20 protein-coding genes are annotated in these 21,784 nt (G+C 43.3%); 19 read left to right on the plus strand and 1 reads right to left on the minus strand.

The window, feature by feature from the left end:
* Nucleotides 1–75 precede the first annotated feature (75 nt).
* From LG34_RS07045 to srtB, 19 genes are all read left to right on the plus strand, one after another.
* Complete coding sequence (locus LG34_RS07045; RefSeq protein ID WP_109215475.1) at nucleotides 76–774, plus strand: L-ribulose-5-phosphate 4-epimerase; 699 nt, start codon at nucleotides 76–78, stop codon at nucleotides 772–774.
* 51 nt (nucleotides 775–825) lie between these two features.
* Nucleotides 826–2,325, plus strand: coding sequence for an L-arabinose isomerase (gene araA, locus LG34_RS07050; protein ID WP_109215476.1), 1,500 nt, complete (start codon nucleotides 826–828; stop codon nucleotides 2,323–2,325).
* Nucleotides 2,326–2,628: 303 nt separating this feature from the next.
* Nucleotides 2,629–3,132, plus strand: a complete 504-nt coding sequence (locus LG34_RS07055) for an SEC-C metal-binding domain-containing protein (protein WP_109215477.1) — start codon at nucleotides 2,629–2,631, stop codon at nucleotides 3,130–3,132.
* 221 nt (nucleotides 3,133–3,353) lie between these two features.
* The gene (locus LG34_RS07060) at nucleotides 3,354–3,668 is read left to right on the plus strand and encodes a DUF1540 domain-containing protein (protein ID WP_109215478.1); all 315 of its coding nucleotides are present in this window, start codon (nucleotides 3,354–3,356) and stop codon (nucleotides 3,666–3,668) included.
* Nucleotides 3,669–3,805: 137 nt separating this feature from the next.
* On the plus strand, nucleotides 3,806–3,955 hold the full coding sequence (locus LG34_RS07065) for an aspartyl-phosphate phosphatase Spo0E family protein (RefSeq protein WP_158582174.1): 150 nt from the start codon (nucleotides 3,806–3,808) through the stop codon (nucleotides 3,953–3,955).
* Between the two features lie 263 nt (nucleotides 3,956–4,218).
* Complete coding sequence (mraZ, locus tag LG34_RS07070; protein WP_109215480.1) at nucleotides 4,219–4,659, plus strand: division/cell wall cluster transcriptional repressor MraZ; 441 nt, start codon at nucleotides 4,219–4,221, stop codon at nucleotides 4,657–4,659.
* Nucleotides 4,660–4,842: 183 nt separating this feature from the next.
* Nucleotides 4,843–5,781 (plus strand): 16S rRNA (cytosine(1402)-N(4))-methyltransferase RsmH, encoded by a 939-nt coding sequence (rsmH, locus tag LG34_RS07075; RefSeq protein WP_109215481.1) that lies wholly within the window; start codon nucleotides 4,843–4,845, stop codon nucleotides 5,779–5,781.
* Between the two features lie 29 nt (nucleotides 5,782–5,810).
* The gene (locus tag LG34_RS07080) at nucleotides 5,811–6,302 is read left to right on the plus strand and encodes a hypothetical protein (RefSeq protein WP_109215482.1); all 492 of its coding nucleotides are present in this window, start codon (nucleotides 5,811–5,813) and stop codon (nucleotides 6,300–6,302) included.
* 102 nt (nucleotides 6,303–6,404) lie between these two features.
* Nucleotides 6,405–8,411: a peptidoglycan D,D-transpeptidase FtsI family protein gene (locus tag LG34_RS07085; protein WP_242979825.1), complete on the plus strand. Its 2,007-nt coding sequence runs from the start codon at nucleotides 6,405–6,407 to the stop codon at nucleotides 8,409–8,411.
* A gap of 128 nt (nucleotides 8,412–8,539) precedes the next feature.
* Nucleotides 8,540–10,297 carry a peptidoglycan D,D-transpeptidase FtsI family protein gene (locus LG34_RS07090; protein WP_109215483.1) on the plus strand — a complete coding sequence of 586 codons (1,758 nt, stop codon included), beginning with the start codon at nucleotides 8,540–8,542 and terminating at the stop codon, nucleotides 10,295–10,297.
* Nucleotides 10,298–10,413: 116 nt separating this feature from the next.
* A complete protein-coding gene (gene mraY / locus LG34_RS07095; protein ID WP_109215484.1) occupies nucleotides 10,414–11,364 on the plus strand; it encodes a phospho-N-acetylmuramoyl-pentapeptide-transferase in 951 nt (316 codons plus the stop codon).
* A 45-nt stretch (nucleotides 11,365–11,409) separates the two neighbouring features.
* The gene (murD, locus tag LG34_RS07100) at nucleotides 11,410–12,771 is read left to right on the plus strand and encodes a UDP-N-acetylmuramoyl-L-alanine--D-glutamate ligase (RefSeq protein ID WP_109215485.1); all 1,362 of its coding nucleotides are present in this window, start codon (nucleotides 11,410–11,412) and stop codon (nucleotides 12,769–12,771) included.
* A 6-nt stretch (nucleotides 12,772–12,777) separates the two neighbouring features.
* Nucleotides 12,778–13,917 carry a putative lipid II flippase FtsW gene (ftsW, locus tag LG34_RS07105; RefSeq protein WP_109215486.1) on the plus strand — a complete coding sequence of 380 codons (1,140 nt, stop codon included), beginning with the start codon at nucleotides 12,778–12,780 and terminating at the stop codon, nucleotides 13,915–13,917.
* A 150-nt stretch (nucleotides 13,918–14,067) separates the two neighbouring features.
* The gene (locus LG34_RS07110) at nucleotides 14,068–14,883 is read left to right on the plus strand and encodes a cell division protein FtsQ/DivIB (protein WP_109215487.1); all 816 of its coding nucleotides are present in this window, start codon (nucleotides 14,068–14,070) and stop codon (nucleotides 14,881–14,883) included.
* 249 nt (nucleotides 14,884–15,132) lie between these two features.
* A complete protein-coding gene (gene ftsZ, locus LG34_RS07115) occupies nucleotides 15,133–16,299 on the plus strand; it encodes a cell division protein FtsZ (RefSeq protein WP_242979826.1) in 1,167 nt (388 codons plus the stop codon).
* 91 nt (nucleotides 16,300–16,390) lie between these two features.
* On the plus strand, nucleotides 16,391–17,161 hold the full coding sequence (locus tag LG34_RS07120) for a sigma-E processing peptidase SpoIIGA (protein ID WP_109215488.1): 771 nt from the start codon (nucleotides 16,391–16,393) through the stop codon (nucleotides 17,159–17,161).
* Nucleotides 17,162–17,337: 176 nt separating this feature from the next.
* Entirely contained in the window at nucleotides 17,338–18,078 is a 741-nt protein-coding gene (gene sigE, locus LG34_RS07125; RefSeq protein WP_109215489.1) for an RNA polymerase sporulation sigma factor SigE, read from the plus strand.
* 90 nt (nucleotides 18,079–18,168) lie between these two features.
* Entirely contained in the window at nucleotides 18,169–19,632 is a 1,464-nt protein-coding gene (locus LG34_RS07130; protein WP_177957224.1) for a L,D-transpeptidase family protein, read from the plus strand.
* A 117-nt stretch (nucleotides 19,633–19,749) separates the two neighbouring features.
* Nucleotides 19,750–20,544 (plus strand): class B sortase, encoded by a 795-nt coding sequence (gene srtB, locus LG34_RS07135; RefSeq protein WP_109215491.1) that lies wholly within the window; start codon nucleotides 19,750–19,752, stop codon nucleotides 20,542–20,544.
* Nucleotides 20,545–20,707: 163 nt separating this feature from the next.
* On the opposite strand, the gene sigG is transcribed toward srtB, so the two are convergent.
* Nucleotides 20,708–21,490 carry an RNA polymerase sporulation sigma factor SigG gene (gene sigG, locus LG34_RS07140; protein WP_109215492.1) on the minus strand — a complete coding sequence of 261 codons (783 nt, stop codon included), beginning with the start codon at nucleotides 21,488–21,490 and terminating at the stop codon, nucleotides 20,708–20,710.
* Between the last annotated feature and the right edge of the window lie 294 nt (nucleotides 21,491–21,784).

A 21,784-nucleotide genomic window follows, 5' to 3' on the forward strand; every position in this document is an offset into this window, starting at 1 on the left:
CGCTGACCAGAATCACGCACCAAGTCTCACGTGCGTTCGACTTGAAGTATATCGGAAGAATGGAGGAATTTTGACATGTTGGAAGAATTAAAAAAACAGGTGTACGAAGCAAATATGCTGCTTCCAAAATATGGTCTGGTTACATTTACCTGGGGAAATGTCAGCGGCATTGACCGGGAATCCGGATTATTTGTCATCAAACCAAGTGGTGTGGAATATGACCTTCTGACACCGGAAGATATGGTTGTTGTGGATTTGCAGGGAAATAAGGTGGAAGGATGTTACAATCCATCTTCTGATACCGCAACCCATGTGGTTCTTTATAATCGTTTCCCGAATATCGGCGGAATCGTACATACCCATTCTTCCTGGGCAACAAGCTGGGCACAGGCAGGACGCGATATTCCGTGTTATGGAACGACACATGCAGATTATATTTACGGAGAAGTTCCATGTGTGCGGAATCTGACAAAAGAAGAAATTGACGAAGGTTATGAGCATAATACCGGCGTCCTGATTGCAGATGAGTTTGAACGCCGCAAAAAAGATTACATTGCAGTACCTGCTGTATTATGCAAAAACCATGGTCCGTTTACCTGGGGCAAAGATGCAAACGAAGCGGTTCACAATGCCGTAGTATTAGAAGAAGTTGCAAAAATGGCAGCACGCTGTGAGATGATCAATCCGCAGAATCAGCCGGCACCGCAGGAATTACAGGACAAGCACTATTACAGAAAACATGGTGCGAACGCATATTACGGACAGAATAATTAACAAAAGTGAAACTATGAAACATAAACAATATTTATGAGGAGGAAACATACTATGATTCAGCAGAAAGATTACAAATTTTGGTTTTGCACCGGTTCCCAGGACTTATACGGAGATGAATGTCTTGCACATGTGGCAGAACATGCCAAAATTATCGTAAATGCATTAAATGCTTCCGGAAACCTTCCATATGAAGTAGTCTGGAAACCAACCCTGATCACAAACGCACTGATCCGTCAGACTTTTAACGAGGCAAACAATGATGAGAACTGTGCCGGAGTTATCACATGGATGCATACATTTTCACCGGCAAAATCATGGATCCTTGGTCTGCAAGAGTACAGAAAACCGTTACTGCACCTGCATACACAGTTCAACCGTGAGATCCCGTATGATACCATCGACATGGATTTCATGAATGAGAACCAGTCTGCACACGGCGACCGTGAGTTTGGTCATATTTTCAGCCGTCTTGGTATGGAGCGCAAGATCGTAGTTGGTTACTGGGAAGATGAAGCTGTTCAGAAAAAAATCGGTTCCTGGATGCGTACCGCAGTTGGTGTGGTAGAGAGCAGCCACATCCGTGTTATGAGAATCGCTGACAACATGAGAAACGTAGCCGTTACCGAGGGTGACAAAGTAGAAGCACAGATCAAATTCGGATGGGAAGTAGATGCTTATCCGGTAAACGAGATCGCAGAGGCAGTTGCCGCTGTTTCTCAGGCAGATATTGATACTTTAGTAGAGGAATATTACAGCAGATATCAGATTCTGTTAGAGGGCAGAGATGAAAAAGAGTTCCGCAAACATGTCGCAGTCCAGGCAGGCATTGAGATCGGATTTGAGCGTTTCTTGGAGGAGAAAAATTATCAGGCGATCGTAACACATTTCGGAGATCTGGGTGCTCTGCAGCAGCTTCCGGGACTGGCAATCCAGCGTCTGATGGAAAAAGGATACGGTTTCGGTGGCGAAGGTGACTGGAAAACAGCAGCCATGGTACGTGTTATGAAGATTATGACTCAGGGCATAAAAGATGCAAAAGGAACTTCTTTCATGGAAGATTATACATACAATCTGGTTTCGGGAAAAGAAGGCGTTCTGGAAGCTCATATGCTGGAGGTTTGCCCAAGTATCGCAGATGGTCCAATCAGCATCAAAGAGCAGCCGTTATCCATGGGTGACAGAGAAGATCCGGCACGTCTGGTATTTACTGCAAAGACAGGTCCGGCAATCGCAACTTCCCTGATCGACCTTGGCGACCGCTTTCGTCTGATTATCAACGATGTAGACTGCAAAAAGACAGAGAAACCGATGCCGAAACTTCCGGTTGCTACTGCATTCTGGACACCACAGCCAAACCTGATCACAGGTGCTGAAGCGTGGATTCTCGCCGGCGGCGCACACCATACCGCATTCTCTTATGATCTGACTGCGGAGCAGATGGGAGACTGGGCAGATGCAATGGGTATCGAAGCTGTTTATATTGATAAAGATACCAACATCCGTCAGCTGAAAAACGAGCTGCGCTGGAATGCACTTGCTTACAGAAAATAAAACGAATTTGAAAAAGTAATGATAAAATAACAGGAAAATACCGCCACAGGTTCCCAACAACGCTGCGGCGGTATTTTTCTGGGTTAGGAAAGTGAGAGCTTTCCCTTCATAAATAGGGGAGGATAAGTTAAAAAAACTTGTCTTTTGTGTTCATTTTCATTATAACCGGATTGGGAAAATATATTCATGAAAATAGAAGCGGATTCGAAAAAATACAGTTTACAAACATGGCGTGTATGAGTTATACTAAAACATGCAGTAAAGCGCAATGATGAATAAAATAAATAAAAGGTGGTAAACATAATGGGATTATTACAGGATTGGCAGGCAGTTGCCTTTAATGAAAATGCAGACAGAGGTCAGCTTCAGAACTTCTGGAGCCGTTACTTTGCAATTGAAAAAAGCGTATATGAGAAACTTCTTTCCAACCCGGATGAGGTTGTAGAAGGAACTGTTAAAGAGCTGGCAGAGCGTTTCGATATTGAACTGATGGCTATGGTTGGTTTCTTAGATGGAATCAATGAGAGTCTTGTAGAGGAGAATGACCTTGAGGATTTAAGCGAAGACAGCCATGTAAGTCTTGCTTTTGATAAAGAGAAACTTTACAAAAACATGGTAGATGCAAAAGCTGACTGGTTATACGAACTTCCACAGTGGAAAGAAATCTTCTCTGAGGAGAAATTAAAACAGTTATACACAGAGCAGAAGAAATCCGGTATTGTTGTAAAAGCTGCAAAAGTATATCCGAACGATCCGTGTCCATGCGGAAGCGGCAAAAAATATAAAAAATGCTGCGGCAGAAAATAATAATATAAGAAACATATCGATATCCATGTGAATGATTTTGCATGGATATCTTTTTTATATAGTTACATATTTATGTGTGATATGTCTGCATATTGCTTATATGTTTTTCGATTTATGAGTGTTATATGTGAATTGCAATGCTTTTTCTTTTTTTAAGTTTGTATATTTTTTGAAAAAAGGAAGATACTCTTTTTGTATGAAATCAAAAGGAGGATCTTACAATGACACAATTAGATTGTTCTGTAACAAGCTGCCTGTATAATCAGGATCATTACTGCGCAAAAGAGGATATTACCGTGGGTGGATCAAATGCGAAAAAGGCAAGCGATACTTGCTGCGAAAGCTTCAAAGAGAGAAGTGGTGCGCCGAGCAATTCCACCGGATATGCGACCAGTACGGTAAACATTGATTGTGAAGCAAAAGACTGTGTGCACAACCGCGGATGCAAATGCTGTGCCGACAGTGTGGGGATCGGTGGTGGAGCAGATGCCTGTCAGTGTCAGGACACAGAATGTGGTGATTTCTGCTGTAAATAAGATAAGATGGGAAAGCCGCTGTAACTATCCTGTGTAAACAGTAACCACACATGTAGTCTTTGCAAGCAGGGAACATGATGGTAAGATGTTGTTGCAGGACGAAGGTTAAGAATTGCACATGTTGGAGGAAACACAGGATGCAAGAAGCGATGGAATTAAAAGAGATGATCAAACAGGAACGAAAAATGCTGGATAAGGTAGTGGCGGAATGTGGGGTAGACCATGAGGATGCCTATGACCAGAGTAAAAAACTGGATGATCTGATCACACGTTACTATGAGGATTAAAGTACAAAAACGTACTTTTTTGTGGGAAAACGCCCCACTTTTTGGAAAAAATGTAGATTTCCTTAAAAAACACTGGAATCACGCGAGATTCCGGTGTTTTTTTGTGCCCGGATTATGAAAATGCTATTGATTTTTGCGAATAGATGCATTAATATTTATATAAAAGTGGATGAAAGTGGTGTAAAAGGGTGGAAAGTGGATAAGGTTGATAACTTTGTGGATAACTAAGACACCGAATACGAACCAGAAAGAAGGTGTTTTCGATGGCGCGCGGATTTAAGGGCGAATACAATCATACTGTAGATGCAAAAGGCAGATTGATCATCCCGGCAAAATTCCGCGAAAAACTCGGCGAAACATTCGTAGTAACAAAAGGTCTGGATGGATGCTTATACGTTTACTCGGATGAGGAGTGGGAGAAAATCGAAGACAAATTCAGCGAATTACCACTGACAGATGAAGATGCACGTCAGTTTACAAGATTCTTTTTCTCAGGAGCAGCAGACTGTGAAGTAGACAAGCAGGGCAGAGTGCTACTTCCGGCAGTTCTGCGTGAACATGCGGGAATCGAGAAAGAGGCCGTACTGGCAGGTGTACTTAACCGGGTAGAAATCTGGAGCAAGGAACGCTGGCTCAAGACAAAAGACTATTCGGATGTAAATCAGATCGCAAAACACATGTCAGAGATCGGTCTGAGATTTTAACCGAATCAAGTAAGTCCCCTGCTTCAATTGCGAAAAGCAATAAGCAGTGGGTGGGGACTTGCTTGTATCAGGAGGAGTGCAAGCTCCTTCTGATAAACTGCGGAGCAGTTATTCGGTTATGAGCAAGTAGCGAAGCGGATTGCGAATATCCGCTTGACCAGAAAGCAATAGAAAGGCGAAACGATGGAGTTTTCTCATATATCAGTTTTACTGGAAGAAACAGTCGGGAATCTCATTACAGATCCGGATGGAATCTATGTGGACGGTACTTTAGGTGGTGCGGGACACAGTTATGAGATCTGCAGCAGACTGTCAGATAAAGGCAGACTGATCGGAATTGATCAGGATGCAGATGCAATCGCGGCAGCAACAGAGCGGTTGAAGCCATTTGAAGATAAGGTGACGATCATAAGAAGTAATTACTGTGAGATGCCGCAGCGACTCAGAGAGATTGGTATTGAGCAGGTGGACGGCATTATGCTGGATCTTGGAGTTTCGTCCTATCAGTTGGACGAGCCAATGCGAGGTTTTACTTATAAGGAAGAAAATGCTCCTCTGGATATGCGTATGGATCAGCGTCAGAGTATGACGGCAAAGGACATTTTGGCAGAATACAGTGAGCAGGATCTTTATCGTATGATCCGCGATTATGGTGAAGATAAATTTGCAAAAAATATTGCAAAACATATCGTGCAGGCGCGTCAGGTGGCACCCATCGAGACGACAGGGCAGCTAAATGAGATCATCCGGGCAGCAATCCCGGCAAAGGTACGGGCGACCGGAGGTCATCCGGCGAAGCGTACATATCAGGCAATCCGAATTGAGTTAAATCACGAGTTGGACGTGCTTCAGGATTCTTTAGATGAGATGATCCAGATGCTGAAACCGGGTGGGAGACTTTGCATTATTACCTTCCATTCCTTAGAAGACCGGATTGTCAAGACGAATTTCAAGCGGAATGAGAATCCATGTACTTGTCCACCGGATTTTCCGGTTTGTGTATGTGGAAAGAAATCCCTTGGTAAGATGCTGACACGAAAGCCAATTTTACCGACAGAAGAAGAAATGGAATACAATAAACGTTCTAAGAGCGCAAAGCTGCGTGTATTTGAACGAAGATAATAGGAAATTAGAAAGAAAGCGTGTAGAAGATGGAGAACAGAAACAGACAATATCGTCGTGAATCTTATATCGATGGAAATGTGGTACGCCAGCCGGAACGTGCACCGGAGCGCCGCAGACAATATGAGGAGAAATCCCCGGAGCAGCTGAGAAAAGAGCGGATGCGCCGTAATGCAGCAAGACAGAATCAACAGAGAGCATTGTCTATGAATCGTGGATATGTTGCTTTTCTTGCGTGTGCAACCATTGTCTGTTGCCTGGTATGTGGCGTATTTTTATATTTGCAGTCTGATGTAACTACCAGACTTGCGAACATTGCAACCATTGAGAGCGAGATCGCTGATATGAAATCAGATAATGTGGCAGCAGAGAAGCGTCTGGAGACCACAATGAATCTTGACCAGATCAAGGATGCAGCAATCGGTCTTGGACTGGTTATGCCGGGGAGTGATCAGGTTCGTTATTATTCAGTAGAGAATAGCGATTACATGAATCAGTATGGGGAAATTCCAACGAACTAAAGAGGAGAAAGAATGAGACCCGGAAGACCAAAAAAGTCCAGAAAAAGAGCTGGAAAAAACAGAAACATTACGTACAAATTTCTCACCAGAATGAAGGCGAAGATGCTGATCGTATTTCTGATCATCATTGGAATGCTGATTGCTCTGGTGGGACGTTTGGCTTATATTGAATTAAAAAGTGGAGACAAGTATGGCAAGATTGTTCTGAACCAGCAGGAATACAGCAGTAAGACCATACCGTTTCGCAGGGGTGACATTGTAGATAGAAAGGGGACTGTCTTAGCGACGAGTACAGATGTTTACAATGTCATTTTAGATTGCAGCGTTTTGACTTCGAAGGAAGATTATATGGAACCGACGCTGTCAGCACTGGCACAGTGTTTTGAACTCAATACAGATGATATCAGAACTTATGTAAAGGCAAACCCGAAGAAGCGTTATTACGTTCTGGCAAAGAAGCTTCCATATGAAGAAATTGCCGAATTTGAGTCTCTGCAGAATGACAAGAAAACAGGAAAAAATATCAAAGGTGTCTGGTTTGAAAAGGAATATATCCGAAACTATCCGTATGACACCCTGGCTTGTTCCCTGCTTGGATTTACCACATCCGGTAACGAAGGTATCGGCGGGCTGGAAGATTATTATAATGATGAATTGAATGGCATTGACGGTAAAGAATATGGATATGTCAATTCAGATTCTAATTATGAGATCAAAGCAAAAGATGCAACGGATGGCAATACGATCGTATCCACCATTGATGCAAATCTTCAGTCCATCGCAGAGAGCAAGATTGCAGAATTTAATGATGCAATGAAGGACAGTGAGCATGAAGGTGCCAAAAATATTGGTGTCATCATGATGGATCCAAACACCGGTGAAGTGCTGGCAATGGCAACGAACAGAACCTTCAGTTTGCAGGATCCGTGGAATGCGGATACTGATAAGTATTTTACCGAGGAAGAACGGGCAAAAACCATCAAACAGGCAGAACGTGTGGAACTGAAAAAGTACTACAGCACCGATGAAATTGATGCTATGACAGATGAACAGTGGAGTGCTGCGTTAAGTGAACATTACAGTGACGAACAGTTAGAGCAGATCCATCATCTGGCATTATTAAATCAGGTGTGGAACAACTTCTGTGTATCTTCCACCTATGAGCCTGGATCTACCGCAAAACCATTTACGGTAGCCGCCGGACTGGAAAGTGGAACGCTGACCGGAAATGAAACATTTTACTGTGATGGTGCAGAGACCATTGCCGGACATCATATCAGCTGTATTAAGAAAGCCGGACACGGCATGGAAACCATTCAGCAGGCGCTGGAAAATTCCTGCAACGATGCCCTGATGCAGATGTCTTATCTGATCGGGCCGGCAAATTTCAGCAGATATCAGCAGATCTTTAATTTTGGACTGAAGACCAATATTGATCTGCCGGGTGAAGCGCGTACTGATTCCCTGATCTACACAGAAGACCAGCTCAGTACCATCAACCTTGCAACCAACTCCTTTGGACAGAGTTATAACGTAACCATGATCCAGATGATCACTGGTTACTGTTCTCTGATCAATGGCGGAAAATATTATCAGCCGCATGTGGTTGGCAAAATACAGGATGCAAATGGCAATAGCGTTCAGACGATTGATCCGACACTGGTAAAAGAGACCGTGTCAGAGGAAACATCCGCAACAATCCGCCAGTATTTAAAAGGCGTTGTAGATAACGGTTCCGGTAAGAAAGCAAAAGTGGATGGCTATTCCATGGGCGGCAAGACCGGTACGGCACAGAAATTACCGCGATCCGCAAGAAAATATCTGGTATCCTTTATCGGCTCTGTACCGGCAGAAAATCCACAGGTTGCTATCTATGTCGTTGTAGATGAGGCAAATTCAGAGGATCAGGCACACAGCTATTATGCACAGAGTATTGCCAGAGAAATTTTAAAGGAAGCGCTTCCATACCTTGGCATCTATCCGGATGAAGAGAAAACCGGTATCAATGAAGGTGTTGGTATTACCGGTGAGGGAACCCCGGTAGAACAGACAGAAGCTATGGACAGTGAAGTGCCGACAGAAGCACCGACCGATACCACCGGTCAGTAAAAAGTTTTGAATTTCTTTTATATTAGAAAAATAGAAACAGTCAGAATTATTGTGGAAAAGTAGAAAAAGGGAATGTGCAGTATGTGTGTGGAATAAAGTGTAATAAGTATGCTTTAAGGCACACAATTATGCGGCATTTGAAAACCTTCCAGAGAAAAAAGATTGTTGCATTGATGCTGATGATCACCATTGTGATGGCAGCGTTGTTTGGAAGACTGATCTATCTTATGGTATTTCGGTCCGTCTATTATGAAAAGATTGCACAGGATCTCCATGAACGGGAGCGCAGTATCAAAGCTGCCCGGGGAAAAATCGTAGACCGTAACGGGATCGTTCTGGCAGATAATAAATCGGTATGTACGATATCGGTGATCCACAGTCAGATCGAGGATCCGGAGCGCGTGATCGAAGTGCTGCAAAAGGAACTGGAACTTCCGGAGGAGACGATCCGAAAAAGAGTGGAAAAAAACAGTTCCATTGAGCGGATCAAAACAAATGTTCCAAAGGAGATCGGGGATGCAATACTGGCATATGATCTTGCAGGTGTAAAAGTTGACGAAGACTATCGACGTTATTATCCGTATGATTCACTGGCGTCAAAAGTCATTGGATTTACCGGTGGAGACAATCAGGGAATTGTGGGACTGGAAGTGCGCTATGATGAATGGCTTGCAGGGACAGACGGCAAGATCCTGACCATGACCAATGCCTCCGGTGGAGAATTGGAGCAGGAAGGGGAACGCCGGGAGGAACCGCAGACCGGAAACCAGCTGACCATCAGTCTGGATTACAATCTGCAAAGCTACTGTGAACAGGCAGCACAGACTGTATTGCAGGAAAAAGCGGCAGATGGTGTGCGGATCATCCTGATGAATCCGCAAAATGGTGAGATTCTGGCAATGGTAAATGAGCCGGAATACAATCTGAATGAGCCTTTTACCTTAAACACAGATGTTTCAGGAATATCGGATAAGGAAAAGCAGAATCTGTTAAATCAGATGTGGCGCAATCCAAGCATCAACGACACCTATGAACCGGGATCTACGTTCAAAATCATTACGACGGCAGCAGCGCTGGAACAGCACGTATTATCCGTCAGTGACCGTTTCTACTGTCCGGGTTACAAGATCGTGGAGGATCGCAGGATCCGATGCCATAAGACAACCGGACATGGTGCAGAAGATTTTACCCAGGGAATCATGAATTCCTGCAACCCGGTTTTTATTGAACTGGGACTGCGGCTTGGCGCAGATGATTTTTACCATTATTTTGAGCAATTCGGTCTGTTGTCCAAAACCGGGATAGACCTCCCCGGTGAGGCAGCAACGATTATGCATAAAAAAGACAACATAGGACAGGTGGAACTGGCTACCATATCATTTGGCCAGTCGTTTCAGATCACACCGATTCAGCTTGTGACCACTGCAGCTTCGCTGATCAACGGCGGCAGACGTGTCACACCGCATTTCGGTGTTTCTGTGCAGAATGCACAGGGAGAGACGATCCACACATTTTCCTATGATACTACAGAGGGGACGGTGAGTACTGAAACATCCGAAACACTCCGCAGCCTGTTGGAAAAAGTCGTGTCGGAAGGAACCGGAAAAAAAGCGGCGATTGAAGGGTATTCCATCGGTGGCAAGACGGCGACTTCTCAGACGCTTCCAAGAAGCGAACATAAATATATCGCATCTTTTCTTGGATTTGCACCGGCAGAGGATCCACAGGTCATTGGACTTGTCGTGATCGATCATCCACAGGGAGTGTATTATGGAGGAACCGTTGCGGCACCGGTGATGAAAGAAATATTCGAAAATGTGCTGCCCTATCTGGGAATCGAAAAAGTGCAGACAGAAGCCACGGATGCAAATGAGGAAGGGAATTGATGTCGAACTTATTTTGCGGTTGCCAAACAAATCGAAAAGACGTATGATACTAATTAAGTTGTAAAAAAAGATACAGTCGGCATTGGGAGAATGCCGCAGTAAGAAGAGGTGTGAAAATGACATATCAGGTAATTATTCCGGTTCTGGTAGCATTTGCGATCACAGCAGTACTTGGACCGATCATGATTCCGTTTTTGCGGAAATTAAAAATTGGAAATACAGAGAGAGAAGAATTACAGTCTCATCAGAAGAAAAATGGTACACCGACTATGGGTGGAATTATGATTCTGATTGCAGTTGTGATTACTTCCCTGTTTTATGTAAAAGGATATCCGAAGATTATTCCGATCCTGTTTGTAACCGTGGGATTTGGAATCATCGGTTTTCTGGATGACTATTTAAAAGTTGTTCTGCGCAGATCAGACGGACTGCTTGCATGGCAGAAGATGCTTTGTGAGATCGTTGTGACAGCAGTTTTTGCATTTTTCTTAGTGAAAAATGAGATTCCGATGTCTATGCTGATCCCGTTTAGCGGAGGACGTTATCTGGAACTTGGATGGCTGGCACTTCCGGTACTGTTTCTGGCAGTGATCGGAACCGTAAATGGTGTCAACTTTACGGATGGACTGGATGGTCTGGCTTCCAGCGTAACAATTCTGGTTGCAACATTTTTCTCTGTTGTAGCCGTTGGAAATGCCTGCGGCATCGCACCGGTTACCTGTGCGGTAGTGGGCGCATTACTTGGATTTTTATTATTTAATGTATATCCGGCAAGCGTATTTATGGGAGATACCGGTTCCCTGGCATTGGGTGGATTTGTGGCGGCAACAGCGTATATGTTGCAGATGCCGATCTTTATCCTGATCGTGGGACTGATCTACTGGATCGAGATCTTATCGGTTATGATCCAGGTCGTATACTTCAAAAAGACCGGTGGTAAGCGGTTCTTCCGTATGGCACCGATCCACCATCATTTTGAGCTTGGCGGATGGTCTGAGACACGGGTTGTAGCAGTATTTTCCATTGTTACAGCTATTTTGTGTCTGATTGCATTTATTGGATTATAAAGAGATTTACTATACTATACATCAAGGATCTGGAGGAATGTTGCAATGGAATTTGCAGGAAAAAAAGTTCTGGTTTTCGGAACAGGAATCAGTGGAATTGCAGCGGCAAAATTACTGGAAAACGTTGGTGCCGCAGTCGTATTATTTGACGGAAACCAGGAACTGGATAAAAAACATGTGCTGGAAAATTTTGAGGCAGATCATATGCCGGAATTATATGTAGGTGAATTACCGGAAGAAGTTCGTGCAGGACTGGATCTGGTTGTATTAAGCCCGGGTGTACCGACAGATCTTCCGTTTGTCAATGAACTGCGAGATGCGGGACTTCCAATCTGGGGCGAGATTGAACTGGCATATCGATGTAAAAAAGGTGATGTACTTGCGATTACCGGAACAAACGGAAAGACAACGACCACTGCACTGCTTGGAGAGATCATGAAAACAACGTATCCGCAGGTGCATGTGGTAGGAAATATCGGAATTCCTTACACTGGTCTGGTTGCAGAAGATACGGATGATACCGTGACGGTAGCAGAGATCAGCAGCTTTCAGTTAGAGACGATTGATACTTTCTGTCCGGAAGTATCCGCAATCTTAAATATTACACCGGATCATCTGAACCGCCACCATACGATGGATAATTACATCGCGGCAAAAATGAGCATTGCAAAAAATCAGGGACCGGAGCAGACCTGTGTATTAAATTATGAAGATGAAGTGCTCAGAGAGCAGGCAAAACATCTTTCTGCAAAGGTTGTTTTCTTCAGCAGTCTTTCCAAATTAGAGGAAGGCTTCTATCTGGAAGGTGACAAGATCGTGTATGCACATGACGGTCAGATTGAGGAAATTATATCTACAGATGAGTTGAATATCCTTGGACGCCACAATCATGAAAATGCGATGGCAGCGACTGCTATGGCTATGAGTTATGATGTCCCGGTGGAGCATATCCGTCAGGCTCTGCGTACATTTCAGGCAGTAGAGCACAGAATTGAGTATGTGACAGAGAAACGCGGTGTCCGTTTCTATAATGATTCCAAGGGAACCAACCCGGATGCTGCTATCAAAGGGATTCAGGCGATGGATCGTCCGACCTGTCTGATCGGCGGCGGTTATGATAAACAGTCTGAGTATACCGAGTGGATCAACAGTTTTGACGGTAAAGTAAAGAAACTGGTTTTGATCGGTCAGACAAGAGAGAAGATTGCCGAGGAAGCAGAAAAATGTGGCTTCTACGATTATGTATTTGCCGACAGTCTTCAGGAGGCAGTTGATATCTGCTATGAAAATGCGGAAAATGGTGATGCCGTATTACTTTCTCCGGCTTGTGCAAGCTGGGGAATGTTCCCGAACTATGAAGTAAGGGGAAAAATGTTTAAAGAAATGGTTCATGCCTTAAAGGAGTAATGTTACATGGGTAACCGCAAATATCATAAGAATACTGCGGATGCGGGAACAACCAAATATTTTGATTACAGTCTGCTGTTTATTATCATTTTTCTGGTGCTGTTTGGACTGGTGATGCTCTACAGTGTCAGTGCTTATGAAGGTCAGGATGTGTTCAATGATCCATTTCACTACCTGAAACGACAGGCAGGCTGCGCATTTCTTGGATTCATCGGTATGTTTATCGTCAGTGTGATTCCATGCGAATGGTGGAAAAAGCTGAGTTTTCCGAGTTATGTGCTGTCATTTCTGATGTGTGCGGCGGTTATTGTAGTCGGAAAAGGTTCGAACGGTTCTACCCGTTGGCTGAAGATCGGACCGATTCAGTTGCAGCCGTCTGAGATTGCAAAAATAGCAGTGATCATTTTTATGGCAGCGCTTTTAAGCAGGATTCCAAAACAGGTCAAAGATCTGAAATCCATTATCAAGGTACTGCTTTTTGTTCTGCCGATGGTAGGTGTGATCGCAGTTAGCAACTTGAGTACCGCAATCATTGTCGGTGGTATTGCCGTACTTATGATCTTTGTGGTCAGTCCGAAGACAAAGGAATTTTTCGTTCTTGGAGCAGGTCTGGTCGCATTGGGAGCCATCGGTGTAAAAATGGGTGGTTATCGTGTGACACGTATTGCTGCATGGCTGCATCCGGAAGACTATCCGGATGAGGTGTATCAAACGCTGCAGGGAATGTATGCCATCGGTTCCGGCGGTTTGTTCGGAAAGGGACTTGGTGCCAGTGTACAGAAACTTGGTTATGTACCGGAGGCGCAAAACGACTTTATTTTTACCATTATCTGTGAAGAATTGGGACTGTTTGGTGCAATCTGTGTTATTTTATTATTTGTCTTGTTGCTCTGGCGCTGCATGGTGATCGCAAATAATGCACCGGATCTGTTTTCTTCCCTGCTGGTGGTGGGTGTTATGTCACATATCGCATTGCAGGTAGTGTTAAATATCATGGTTGTTACAAACTGGATGCCAAATACAGGTATTATCCTGCCGTTTTTCAGTTACGGAGGTACGTCGATCCTGATTTTGATCACGGAGATGGGCTTGGTACTGAATGTGTCGCGTCGGATCAAATTTGATTCCAATCATCCGATCGAGTGATGTGATCTGACAGTAAAAAGACAGAGGATCATTGAAAAAATTGGAATGATTCAGAAGAAAAAGTCTCAAATTAGATTGAGAAAGTGTTAATATGATTCAGCACTTTGGTAAGATTCTCAACTCAGACTGAGATAAAATGTGGAGAACTGTATGCGTAGAAAGAGACGAAAAAAGAAAAATTTACGTATCATTCTGACTGCTCTTCTTGTAGCTGCATTTGTAGCTGCATTGGGAGCAGTTTTGATATGGAAAGTATTTGTGGTAAAAGATGTTTCCGTAAAAGGAAATGAGATCTATACGGACAAGCAGATTGAGGACTGGGTTTTGGATGAAAAATATTCCTGGAATTCACTGTATGTTTATTTTGAAAACAAACTGAATAAAACCGAGGAGATCCCCTTTGTGGATTCTCTGCAGATCCGGTTGAAATCGCCGCAGAAGCTGGAGATCACAGTGGTGGAAAAGGGAATCCTTGGATATCTGTACATTCCGTCACTGGGAAAAAATGCATATTTTGACAAAGATGGATTTGTGGTGGAACTTTCCTCTCAGGTGATCGATGGTGTGACCAAGATCAACGGTTTATCTGTGGAAAGTGCAGAACTTTACAAAAAACTTTCCATCGGTGATAACAGCAAACTGCTTCGTACCCTGTTAAATGTGACACAGCTTTTGAAGAAATATGACCGGGTGCCGGAAATGATCTATATCAAAGATGGCAATGTTTATCTGATCTATGGTCAGATTCAGGTAAACCTTGGTGGAGGAACGGATCTGAATGAGAAGATCCTTCGAATGGATCAGATTCTGCCACAGCTTGACGGAATGAGTGGAACGCTGCATGTGGAAACTTGGTCGGAGAACAATACGGATATTTATTTCCGAAACGGGGAACTGATGGAGATCCCGAATGATGTGCAGACTGTTCCGGAAGCGTCAGATGGATCTGCGGATGGTAGTCAGTAGGATCGTATCCTCTTTTTTGAGGATGAATCACATTTCTTTATAAGAAAATGAATTCAGAAAATGGATTACTTCTTCTTATAATGGAATTTATAATGGAATGAATTCTGGAAAATTCAGATTAAATATGATTTAGAGGTTGATTATTTTTGCAAAAACAGATATTATAGAAGAGATAATAAAAATAGTGGCAGGAATGTCGTTAAAGATAGTATAAATATATTCCGTGGGAGGAATAAAAGGAGGAATATCGTGGTTGAAATCATGTCAATAGGGGCTGAGTCCAGCGCAAAAATTATTGTAATCGGAGTAGGCGGCGCTGGAAACAATGCCGTAAACCGAATGATAGATGAAAAAATCGGTGGTGTAGAGTTTGTTGGAGTAAATACAGACAAGCAGGCACTTACTTTATGTAAAGCACCGACTTTGATTCAGATTGGAGAGAAACTCACCAAAGGACTTGGCGCAGGTGCACAGCCGGAGATCGGTCAGAAAGCTGCAGAGGAAAGCGCAGAAGAACTGACAGCAGCAATCGAAGGCGCAGATATGGTATTTGTTACCTGTGGTATGGGTGGCGGAACAGGAACTGGTGCAGCACCAGTTGTTGCGAAGATTGCAAAAGATATGGGAATCCTTACCGTAGGTGTTGTTACAAAACCTTTCAAATTTGAAGCAAAAACACGTATGACAAATGCAGTACATGGAATCGAGAATCTGAAAGAGAGCGTAGATACGCTGATCGTGATCCCGAATGATAAACTGCTTGAGATCGTTGACAGAAGAACCACGATGCCGGATGCTCTGAAGAAAGCAGATGAAGTATTACAGCAGGCAGTACAGGGAATCACAGACCTGATCAATGTACCTGCTCTGATCAACCTTGACTTTGCTGACGTTCAGACTGTTATGAAAGACAAAGGTCTGGCACATATCGGTATCGGTGGAGCTACCGGTGATGATAAAGCCATCGAGGCAGTTAAAATGGCTGTTGCAAGTCCGTTGCTTGAGACAACCATCAATGGTGCATCCCATGTTATCATCAACATTTCCGGTGATATTTCTCTTATGGATGCAAATGATGCAGCAAGCTATGTACAGGATCTTGCCGGTGATGATGCAAATATCATCTTTGGTGCAAAATACGACGAGTCTATTCCGGATGCAGCAACCATCACTGTTATTGCAACAGGTCTGGAGAATGCCGCAGCACCGGCACCGTCTATTTTACCGGGCATGAAATTTAATGGTGGCAATACTTTGAACATGGCACGTACTGCTGGCAGCGTAAAACCGGCACAGACAGGCACAACTCCGGTTCAGCCACAGTTCAATGGAATCCAGCGTCCGCAGAAACCAACACCAACCGTTGCTCCGCGTGACATCAAGATTCCGGAATTCCTGAAAAATACAAAACGCTAATCATTCGAAAATAGAATATTATGGTAATAAACTCCGCGATTTCGACAAAAAAATCGCGGAGTTTTTTGTATACTGTTCAGGGAGGTGACAAGTGGAGTATGAATGGTATGCAGATGTTTTTCTTTTAACAAACCTGTTGATGGATATGAGTGCCATGTTTGCCGCGGCGCTTTTGCTCAACGACAGACTACGGTTGGGACGTTGTCTGGTAGTCTGTGTGGCAGGGGTGACAGGCTCCACAGTGTTGCTGATACTGCTGAAAAAATATCTGGTCTACAGTATCATTTTACATATGGTAATCCATCCGCTGATGACGTTTGGGGTATTTGGGGCAAAAGACCGAGGGCGGTTTTTACGCACGCTTTTGACCATTTATCTGATTTTGTTTGTGATGGGTGGGGTGCAGAACAGTATTGGGGTGTTGCTTGGAAGCAGTACATTGGAAATCCTGTTGTCCGGGATGGCAGCGGCACTTTTGTTTTGTATCTATCAGATCCGACGGCGTGTCATCCAGCAGATCTGTCGGGTGGAACTGTGGGCAGGGACAGAACATGTCACGGTAGATGCTTATTGCGATACCGGAAATCTGCTGAGAGATCCACTGACGGGAAGGCCGGTCTGCATTTTGCAACAGGAAGTGTTAGCGCAATTTGCTGCTGACCGAACAATACAAAAAGAGATTTCCTGTCACACGATCGGCACAGAAAAAGAAAAACTGAAAATTGTGATGTTGGATAAAATGAAGATTTATCAGAAAGGTACGGTAACGGAGATAAAGGAGCCGGAGATTGGTCTGCATACCGGGGAGATTATGCAGAATCCGAAGGTACAAATGCTTTTACATGCAGGCTATATCAGATGAGAGGGCAGATTACAGTGATTCTGAGAAGAATATGTCAGTTTACGCTGACCAAAATCACGCACTAAGTCTTACGTGCGTTCGACTTGAACGGATATAGTTTTCAACCGGAGTGCAGAGGCACTCTGGAAGTAAGAGAAGAGGAGAAAAAGAAAAGAGCATGGAAAGGATCTATAAGTATGTATTTAAAAGTTTCCGTACCTGGAAAATTCCAACTGAAATTAATACCAACTGTGCAGAATCTGCTGTTTTTGCAGTCAAATGATATTCATTATATCGGTGGCACGGATGTGCTTCCGGCACCGTTAGAACGGGAGGATGAGAATGAGTGTATCATGCTGCTTGGAACGGAGGAGGGCGGCGAGGAAGCCAGAAAACGGCTGATCGAGCATAATCTGCGCCTGGTTGTATACATAGCAAAGAAGTTTGATAACACGGGAATCGGGGTGGAGGATCTGATCTCCATTGGCACGATCGGGCTGATCAAATCCATCAACACGTATAATCCGGGAAAAAATATCAAACTTGCCACCTATGCGTCACGCTGTATTGAAAATGAGATTCTCATGTATCTTCGCCGGACGAGCAAGATGAAGATGGAAGTTTCTTTTGATGAACCGTTAAATGTCGACTGGGACGGCAATGAGCTGCTGCTTTCTGATATTCTTGGAACAGAGGATGATATTATTTATAAAGATATGGAAGTAGAGGTGGAGAAAAAGCTGTTAAAACGTGCCATCGACAAGCTTTCTCCAAGGGAAAAGAATATCATTGAACTTCGCTATGGTCTGACACCCGGTGGCAGAGAGTATACACAAAAAGAAGTGGCAGATCAGATGAATATTTCCCAGTCTTATATCTCACGTCTGGAAAAAAAGATCATGAAGCGGTTGAAAAAAGAAATTACCCGTTATGAATAACCCACTTGGGTAAATAAGAAGAAAAGGTTACAATTTTATTAAGTTTTGCCGGAAAGGTTGATGAAAAATAAAAATGAGTTACAATATGAGATGATTAAGCCAAAAAGACAGGGTAAATTGAAATTAGATACAAAGGAAGTAAGAATCGTGCAAAAGACAAAATTAAGACAGGAATTAAAAAGACAGAGAACAAGTCAGAAACGTTTCCGCAGAATTTTATATCTGATTATTGCGGCTGCAATCGTGATCTACATTGCAGGAACCGTGTATTACAGCAAACATTTTTATTCAAAGGGAACAGCGTTCGGAATTGCTCTGCGCAATGAAAGTGTGGCATCTGTCAAGGAAAAAATCGAAGAAAAAATGAATGCCTACACACTTACGGTATCCGCCAGAGATGGGGAGGAGACCATCAATGCATCGGATATCGGACTGAAATATGATGACAAAAAGGAACTGGATGATCTGTTTAAAAAAGAAAAACCATTTTTGTGGTTTTTGATGGCAGCGACTTCAGAGGAAGAAATTGATCTGGATATTTCCGTAGATGAGCAGAAATTGGATGATGAGATCCAGAAACTTTCCTGCATGCAGGATGAGAACATGACAGCTCCGACAGATGCACATCTGGAATATTCCGATGGGGAATTCAAGATCGTGGATGAGACACATGGAAATCAGCTGGATGTCAATAAGGCAGAGCAGGTGATCGAGACCGCTGTCAGTGAGGGAGCATCTGAGGTTTCATTGGATAACCAGGATTGTTATGTAAAACCGAGTGTATACAAGGATGATGAAAAATTAAAACAGGAATGCGATGATGCAAATAAAATGCTTGTCGCAGAGATTACCTATGATTTTGGCGATCGGACAGAGGTGGTGGATAGCTCCGTAATCGCAGACTGGATTACATTTGGTGATGATTATACCTTTGATTTGGATGAGGATAAAATTACGGAATATGTACATCAGCTTGGATTGAAATATGATACGTTTGGTTTGAGCAGACAGTTCAAAACACATGATGGTCAGACAATCACACTGAAAGGCGGTGATTATGGCTGGTGTATCAATAAAAAGAAAACGGTTGCGCAGTTAAAGGAACTGGTTTTGCAGGGGGCAAAAGAGACGGTAGAGCCTGTATATCTGTATAGTGGTGTCTGCCGTGATACGAATGACCTTGGCAGTACTTATATTGAGGTAAGCATTGCGGCACAGACCATGTGGCTGTACAAAGACGGGGAATGTATTGTATCCACACCGGTTGTAACCGGAAATGTATCAGCCGGACACAGCACACCGTCCGGCGGTGTATGGGCAATTGATGCGCGTATGACAAACTATACTCTGAAGGGTCAGGATTATAATTCAGAAGTCTCTTTCTGGCTCCCGTTTAATGGAGATGTCGGAATCCATGATGCTTCATGGAGAAGTGAGTTTGGTGGAAGTATTTATAAGACACGTGGTTCTCATGGTTGTGTCAATACACCGTACAGTGCCATGAAAACCATTTATGAGAATGTCAAAATTGGTTATCCGGTTGTAGTTTATTAATTTCCATCAGATGTGGAAAACAAGTTTATGTCAGTGGAAGAGATTCATCTTCTACCTGATATGGGCTTCGGGCTTTGATGTATGATAAACAGAGGTTTTGGAATGTAAGGAGAACGTATGAAAAAAGCAGAAAATCCGAAGAAAAAGAAAGGTGGAAAGCTGACACTGGTGATTATTGTGATCGCACTGGCAGTCATGGCATTTGCACTTTTCAAAATTGCTCAGATCTACAAGGACTATCAGGAATCCGAGCAGACATTTGAAAAACTGGAAGAAACCTATGTGGTCAATCCGGATGGAAGCTCCGTGACAGAGGATGACTGGAATGATGATACCAGAATCCAGTTTGATGCGCTGAAAAAAGAAAATCCGGATATTATGGCATGGCTGCGGTTTGACAATTTCGATGATGTACATATCAGCTATCCGGTATTGTATTCCGGGGATGATTCCAAATATCTGAGAAGCGATATTTACGGAAACTATCATATTGCGGGCTGTATTTTTCTGGAGGGACTGAATAATCCGGATTTTTCCGATTATCATTCCATTATTTACGGACATAATATGAGAAATACCACGATGTTCGGTGACCTTAAGCGTTATAAAAACGATGAAGGATTTTATGAAAAAAATCAGTTTTTTAATGTTTATACCGCGGATAAAGTGTACCGGTATCAGATTTTCTCCTACTATGATGTGGATGAGGACAGTGATATCTATACTGTTGGTTACGGTGCAGATGACAGCTGGCAGGCAATGATCGATAAGATGGTTGCTTCCTCTATGAAAGATACGGGGATTCATCCGACCAAGGAGGATAAAGTGGTGACGCTGTCTACCTGTAGTAAGGCTGGGGAGACCAAACGTTTCGTGGTTCATGGAGTACTGGTCGATGTGAAAACACATTAAAAGTTTTTTGGGACTTTTAGGGTGGCTTAAAATTTACAATTTAATTTTTTGAAAGAACTTCTGCAATTTGTTTCAGTCGCTAACAATCGCTCCTTGAAAAAAATTGCAGAAGTTCTTGTTTTATACAGAGCTTTTCGTAAATTTTTGCGCCACCATAGAGCATTTAGGTTGCCATGAGGTAATTTCGCATGGTTTTTAACGCGGATTTTTCGAGTCGGCTGACCTGTGCCTGAGAAATATGAATTTCTTCAGCAACTTCCATCTGGGTTTTACCCTCAAAAAAGCGCAGATCTATAATATGCTTTTCGCGTTTATTCAAACGTTTCATTGCATCGCTGAGTGAGAGATTTTCCACCCAGCGATCTTCTTTGTTTTTCTTGTCGCTGATCTGATCCATGACGTAAAGTGGTTCACCGCCGTCTGTATAAACGGGATCATAGAGACTGACCGGTGTTTGGATGGCATCCAGTGCATAGGTGATGTCCTCTTTGGAAATATCAATTTCTTTGGAGATTTCATCCAGTGTGGGTTCCCGATTGTTTTTTTTGGTCATAAGCTCTCTGGCATGAATGGCTTTGTAGGCGGTATCGCGCAGGGAGCGGCTGACACGCAGGCTGTTGTTGTCTCTGAGATAGCGTCGGATTTCCCCGATGATCATGGGAACGGCATAGGTGGAAAATTTTACCTCCATAGTAGGATCGAAATTGTCGATGGATTTGATCAGCCCGATGCAGCCAATTTGAAACAGATCATCCACATTTTCGTTGGAGGCGGAAAAACGGCGGATCACACTTAAAACAAGGCGGAGATTACCGCGGATGTATTCTTCCCGAGCCTGTTGGTCACCCTGCCGGATGCGGGTAAATAGTTCTTTTTTCTGGTTTTCATTCAAAACAGGGAGCGTGGATGTGTTGACACCACAGATTTCGACTTTGTATGCTGGCATGTATGGGTTACCTCCGGAATTGTTTGATGCAAATTCAAGAATGCCCTTGGCATTTTACATCTGATGTATTAACAGCTTGCACCAAAACAGAAAAATTATTCCGAAGATGGAAAAACAAAGAATGGTAAAATTGGGAAAAAGAATACAGTTGTTTTTTGTGAGAATGCTAATGGGTACAAAAGTGATTTGCAACGGTTGTTTGGGATGGAATGTGATCTTAGTTACAAAATGCGGTTCAGGTTTAAAAATGTGGCTCAGGTCGTTGCACAACATTAAAAATGATGTTAGAATAAA

The sequence above is a fragment of the Eubacterium ramulus genome (genome assembly GCF_003122485.1).
In the GTDB taxonomy this organism is placed as follows: Bacteria; Bacillota; Clostridia; order Lachnospirales; family Lachnospiraceae; genus Eubacterium_I; species Eubacterium_I ramulus_A.

Coding starts and splice junctions, on each gene's coding strand:
- LG34_RS07085 (WP_242979825.1), top strand. CDS start 6,405: ATGCTGATCGTATTTCTGATCATCATTGGAATGCTGATTGCTCTGGTG.
- LG34_RS07110 (WP_109215487.1), top strand. CDS start 14,068: ATGCGTAGAAAGAGACGAAAAAAGAAAAATTTACGTATCATTCTGACT.
- araA (WP_109215476.1), top strand. CDS start 826: ATGATTCAGCAGAAAGATTACAAATTTTGGTTTTGCACCGGTTCCCAG.
- srtB (WP_109215491.1), top strand. CDS start 19,750: ATGAAAAAAGCAGAAAATCCGAAGAAAAAGAAAGGTGGAAAGCTGACA.
- LG34_RS07060 (WP_109215478.1), top strand. CDS start 3,354: ATGACACAATTAGATTGTTCTGTAACAAGCTGCCTGTATAATCAGGAT.
- rsmH (WP_109215481.1), top strand. CDS start 4,843: ATGGAGTTTTCTCATATATCAGTTTTACTGGAAGAAACAGTCGGGAAT.
- mraY (WP_109215484.1), top strand. CDS start 10,414: ATGACATATCAGGTAATTATTCCGGTTCTGGTAGCATTTGCGATCACA.
- LG34_RS07090 (WP_109215483.1), top strand. CDS start 8,540: ATGCGGCATTTGAAAACCTTCCAGAGAAAAAAGATTGTTGCATTGATG.
- mraZ (WP_109215480.1), top strand. CDS start 4,219: ATGGCGCGCGGATTTAAGGGCGAATACAATCATACTGTAGATGCAAAA.
- LG34_RS07065 (WP_158582174.1), top strand. CDS start 3,806: ATGCAAGAAGCGATGGAATTAAAAGAGATGATCAAACAGGAACGAAAA.
- ftsW (WP_109215486.1), top strand. CDS start 12,778: ATGGGTAACCGCAAATATCATAAGAATACTGCGGATGCGGGAACAACC.
- LG34_RS07080 (WP_109215482.1), top strand. CDS start 5,811: ATGGAGAACAGAAACAGACAATATCGTCGTGAATCTTATATCGATGGA.
- LG34_RS07045 (WP_109215475.1), top strand. CDS start 76: ATGTTGGAAGAATTAAAAAAACAGGTGTACGAAGCAAATATGCTGCTT.
- LG34_RS07055 (WP_109215477.1), top strand. CDS start 2,629: ATGGGATTATTACAGGATTGGCAGGCAGTTGCCTTTAATGAAAATGCA.
- LG34_RS07130 (WP_177957224.1), top strand. CDS start 18,169: ATGATTAAGCCAAAAAGACAGGGTAAATTGAAATTAGATACAAAGGAA.
- murD (WP_109215485.1), top strand. CDS start 11,410: ATGGAATTTGCAGGAAAAAAAGTTCTGGTTTTCGGAACAGGAATCAGT.
- sigE (WP_109215489.1), top strand. CDS start 17,338: ATGTATTTAAAAGTTTCCGTACCTGGAAAATTCCAACTGAAATTAATA.
- sigG (WP_109215492.1), bottom strand. CDS start 21,490: ATGCCAGCATACAAAGTCGAAATCTGTGGTGTCAACACATCCACGCTC.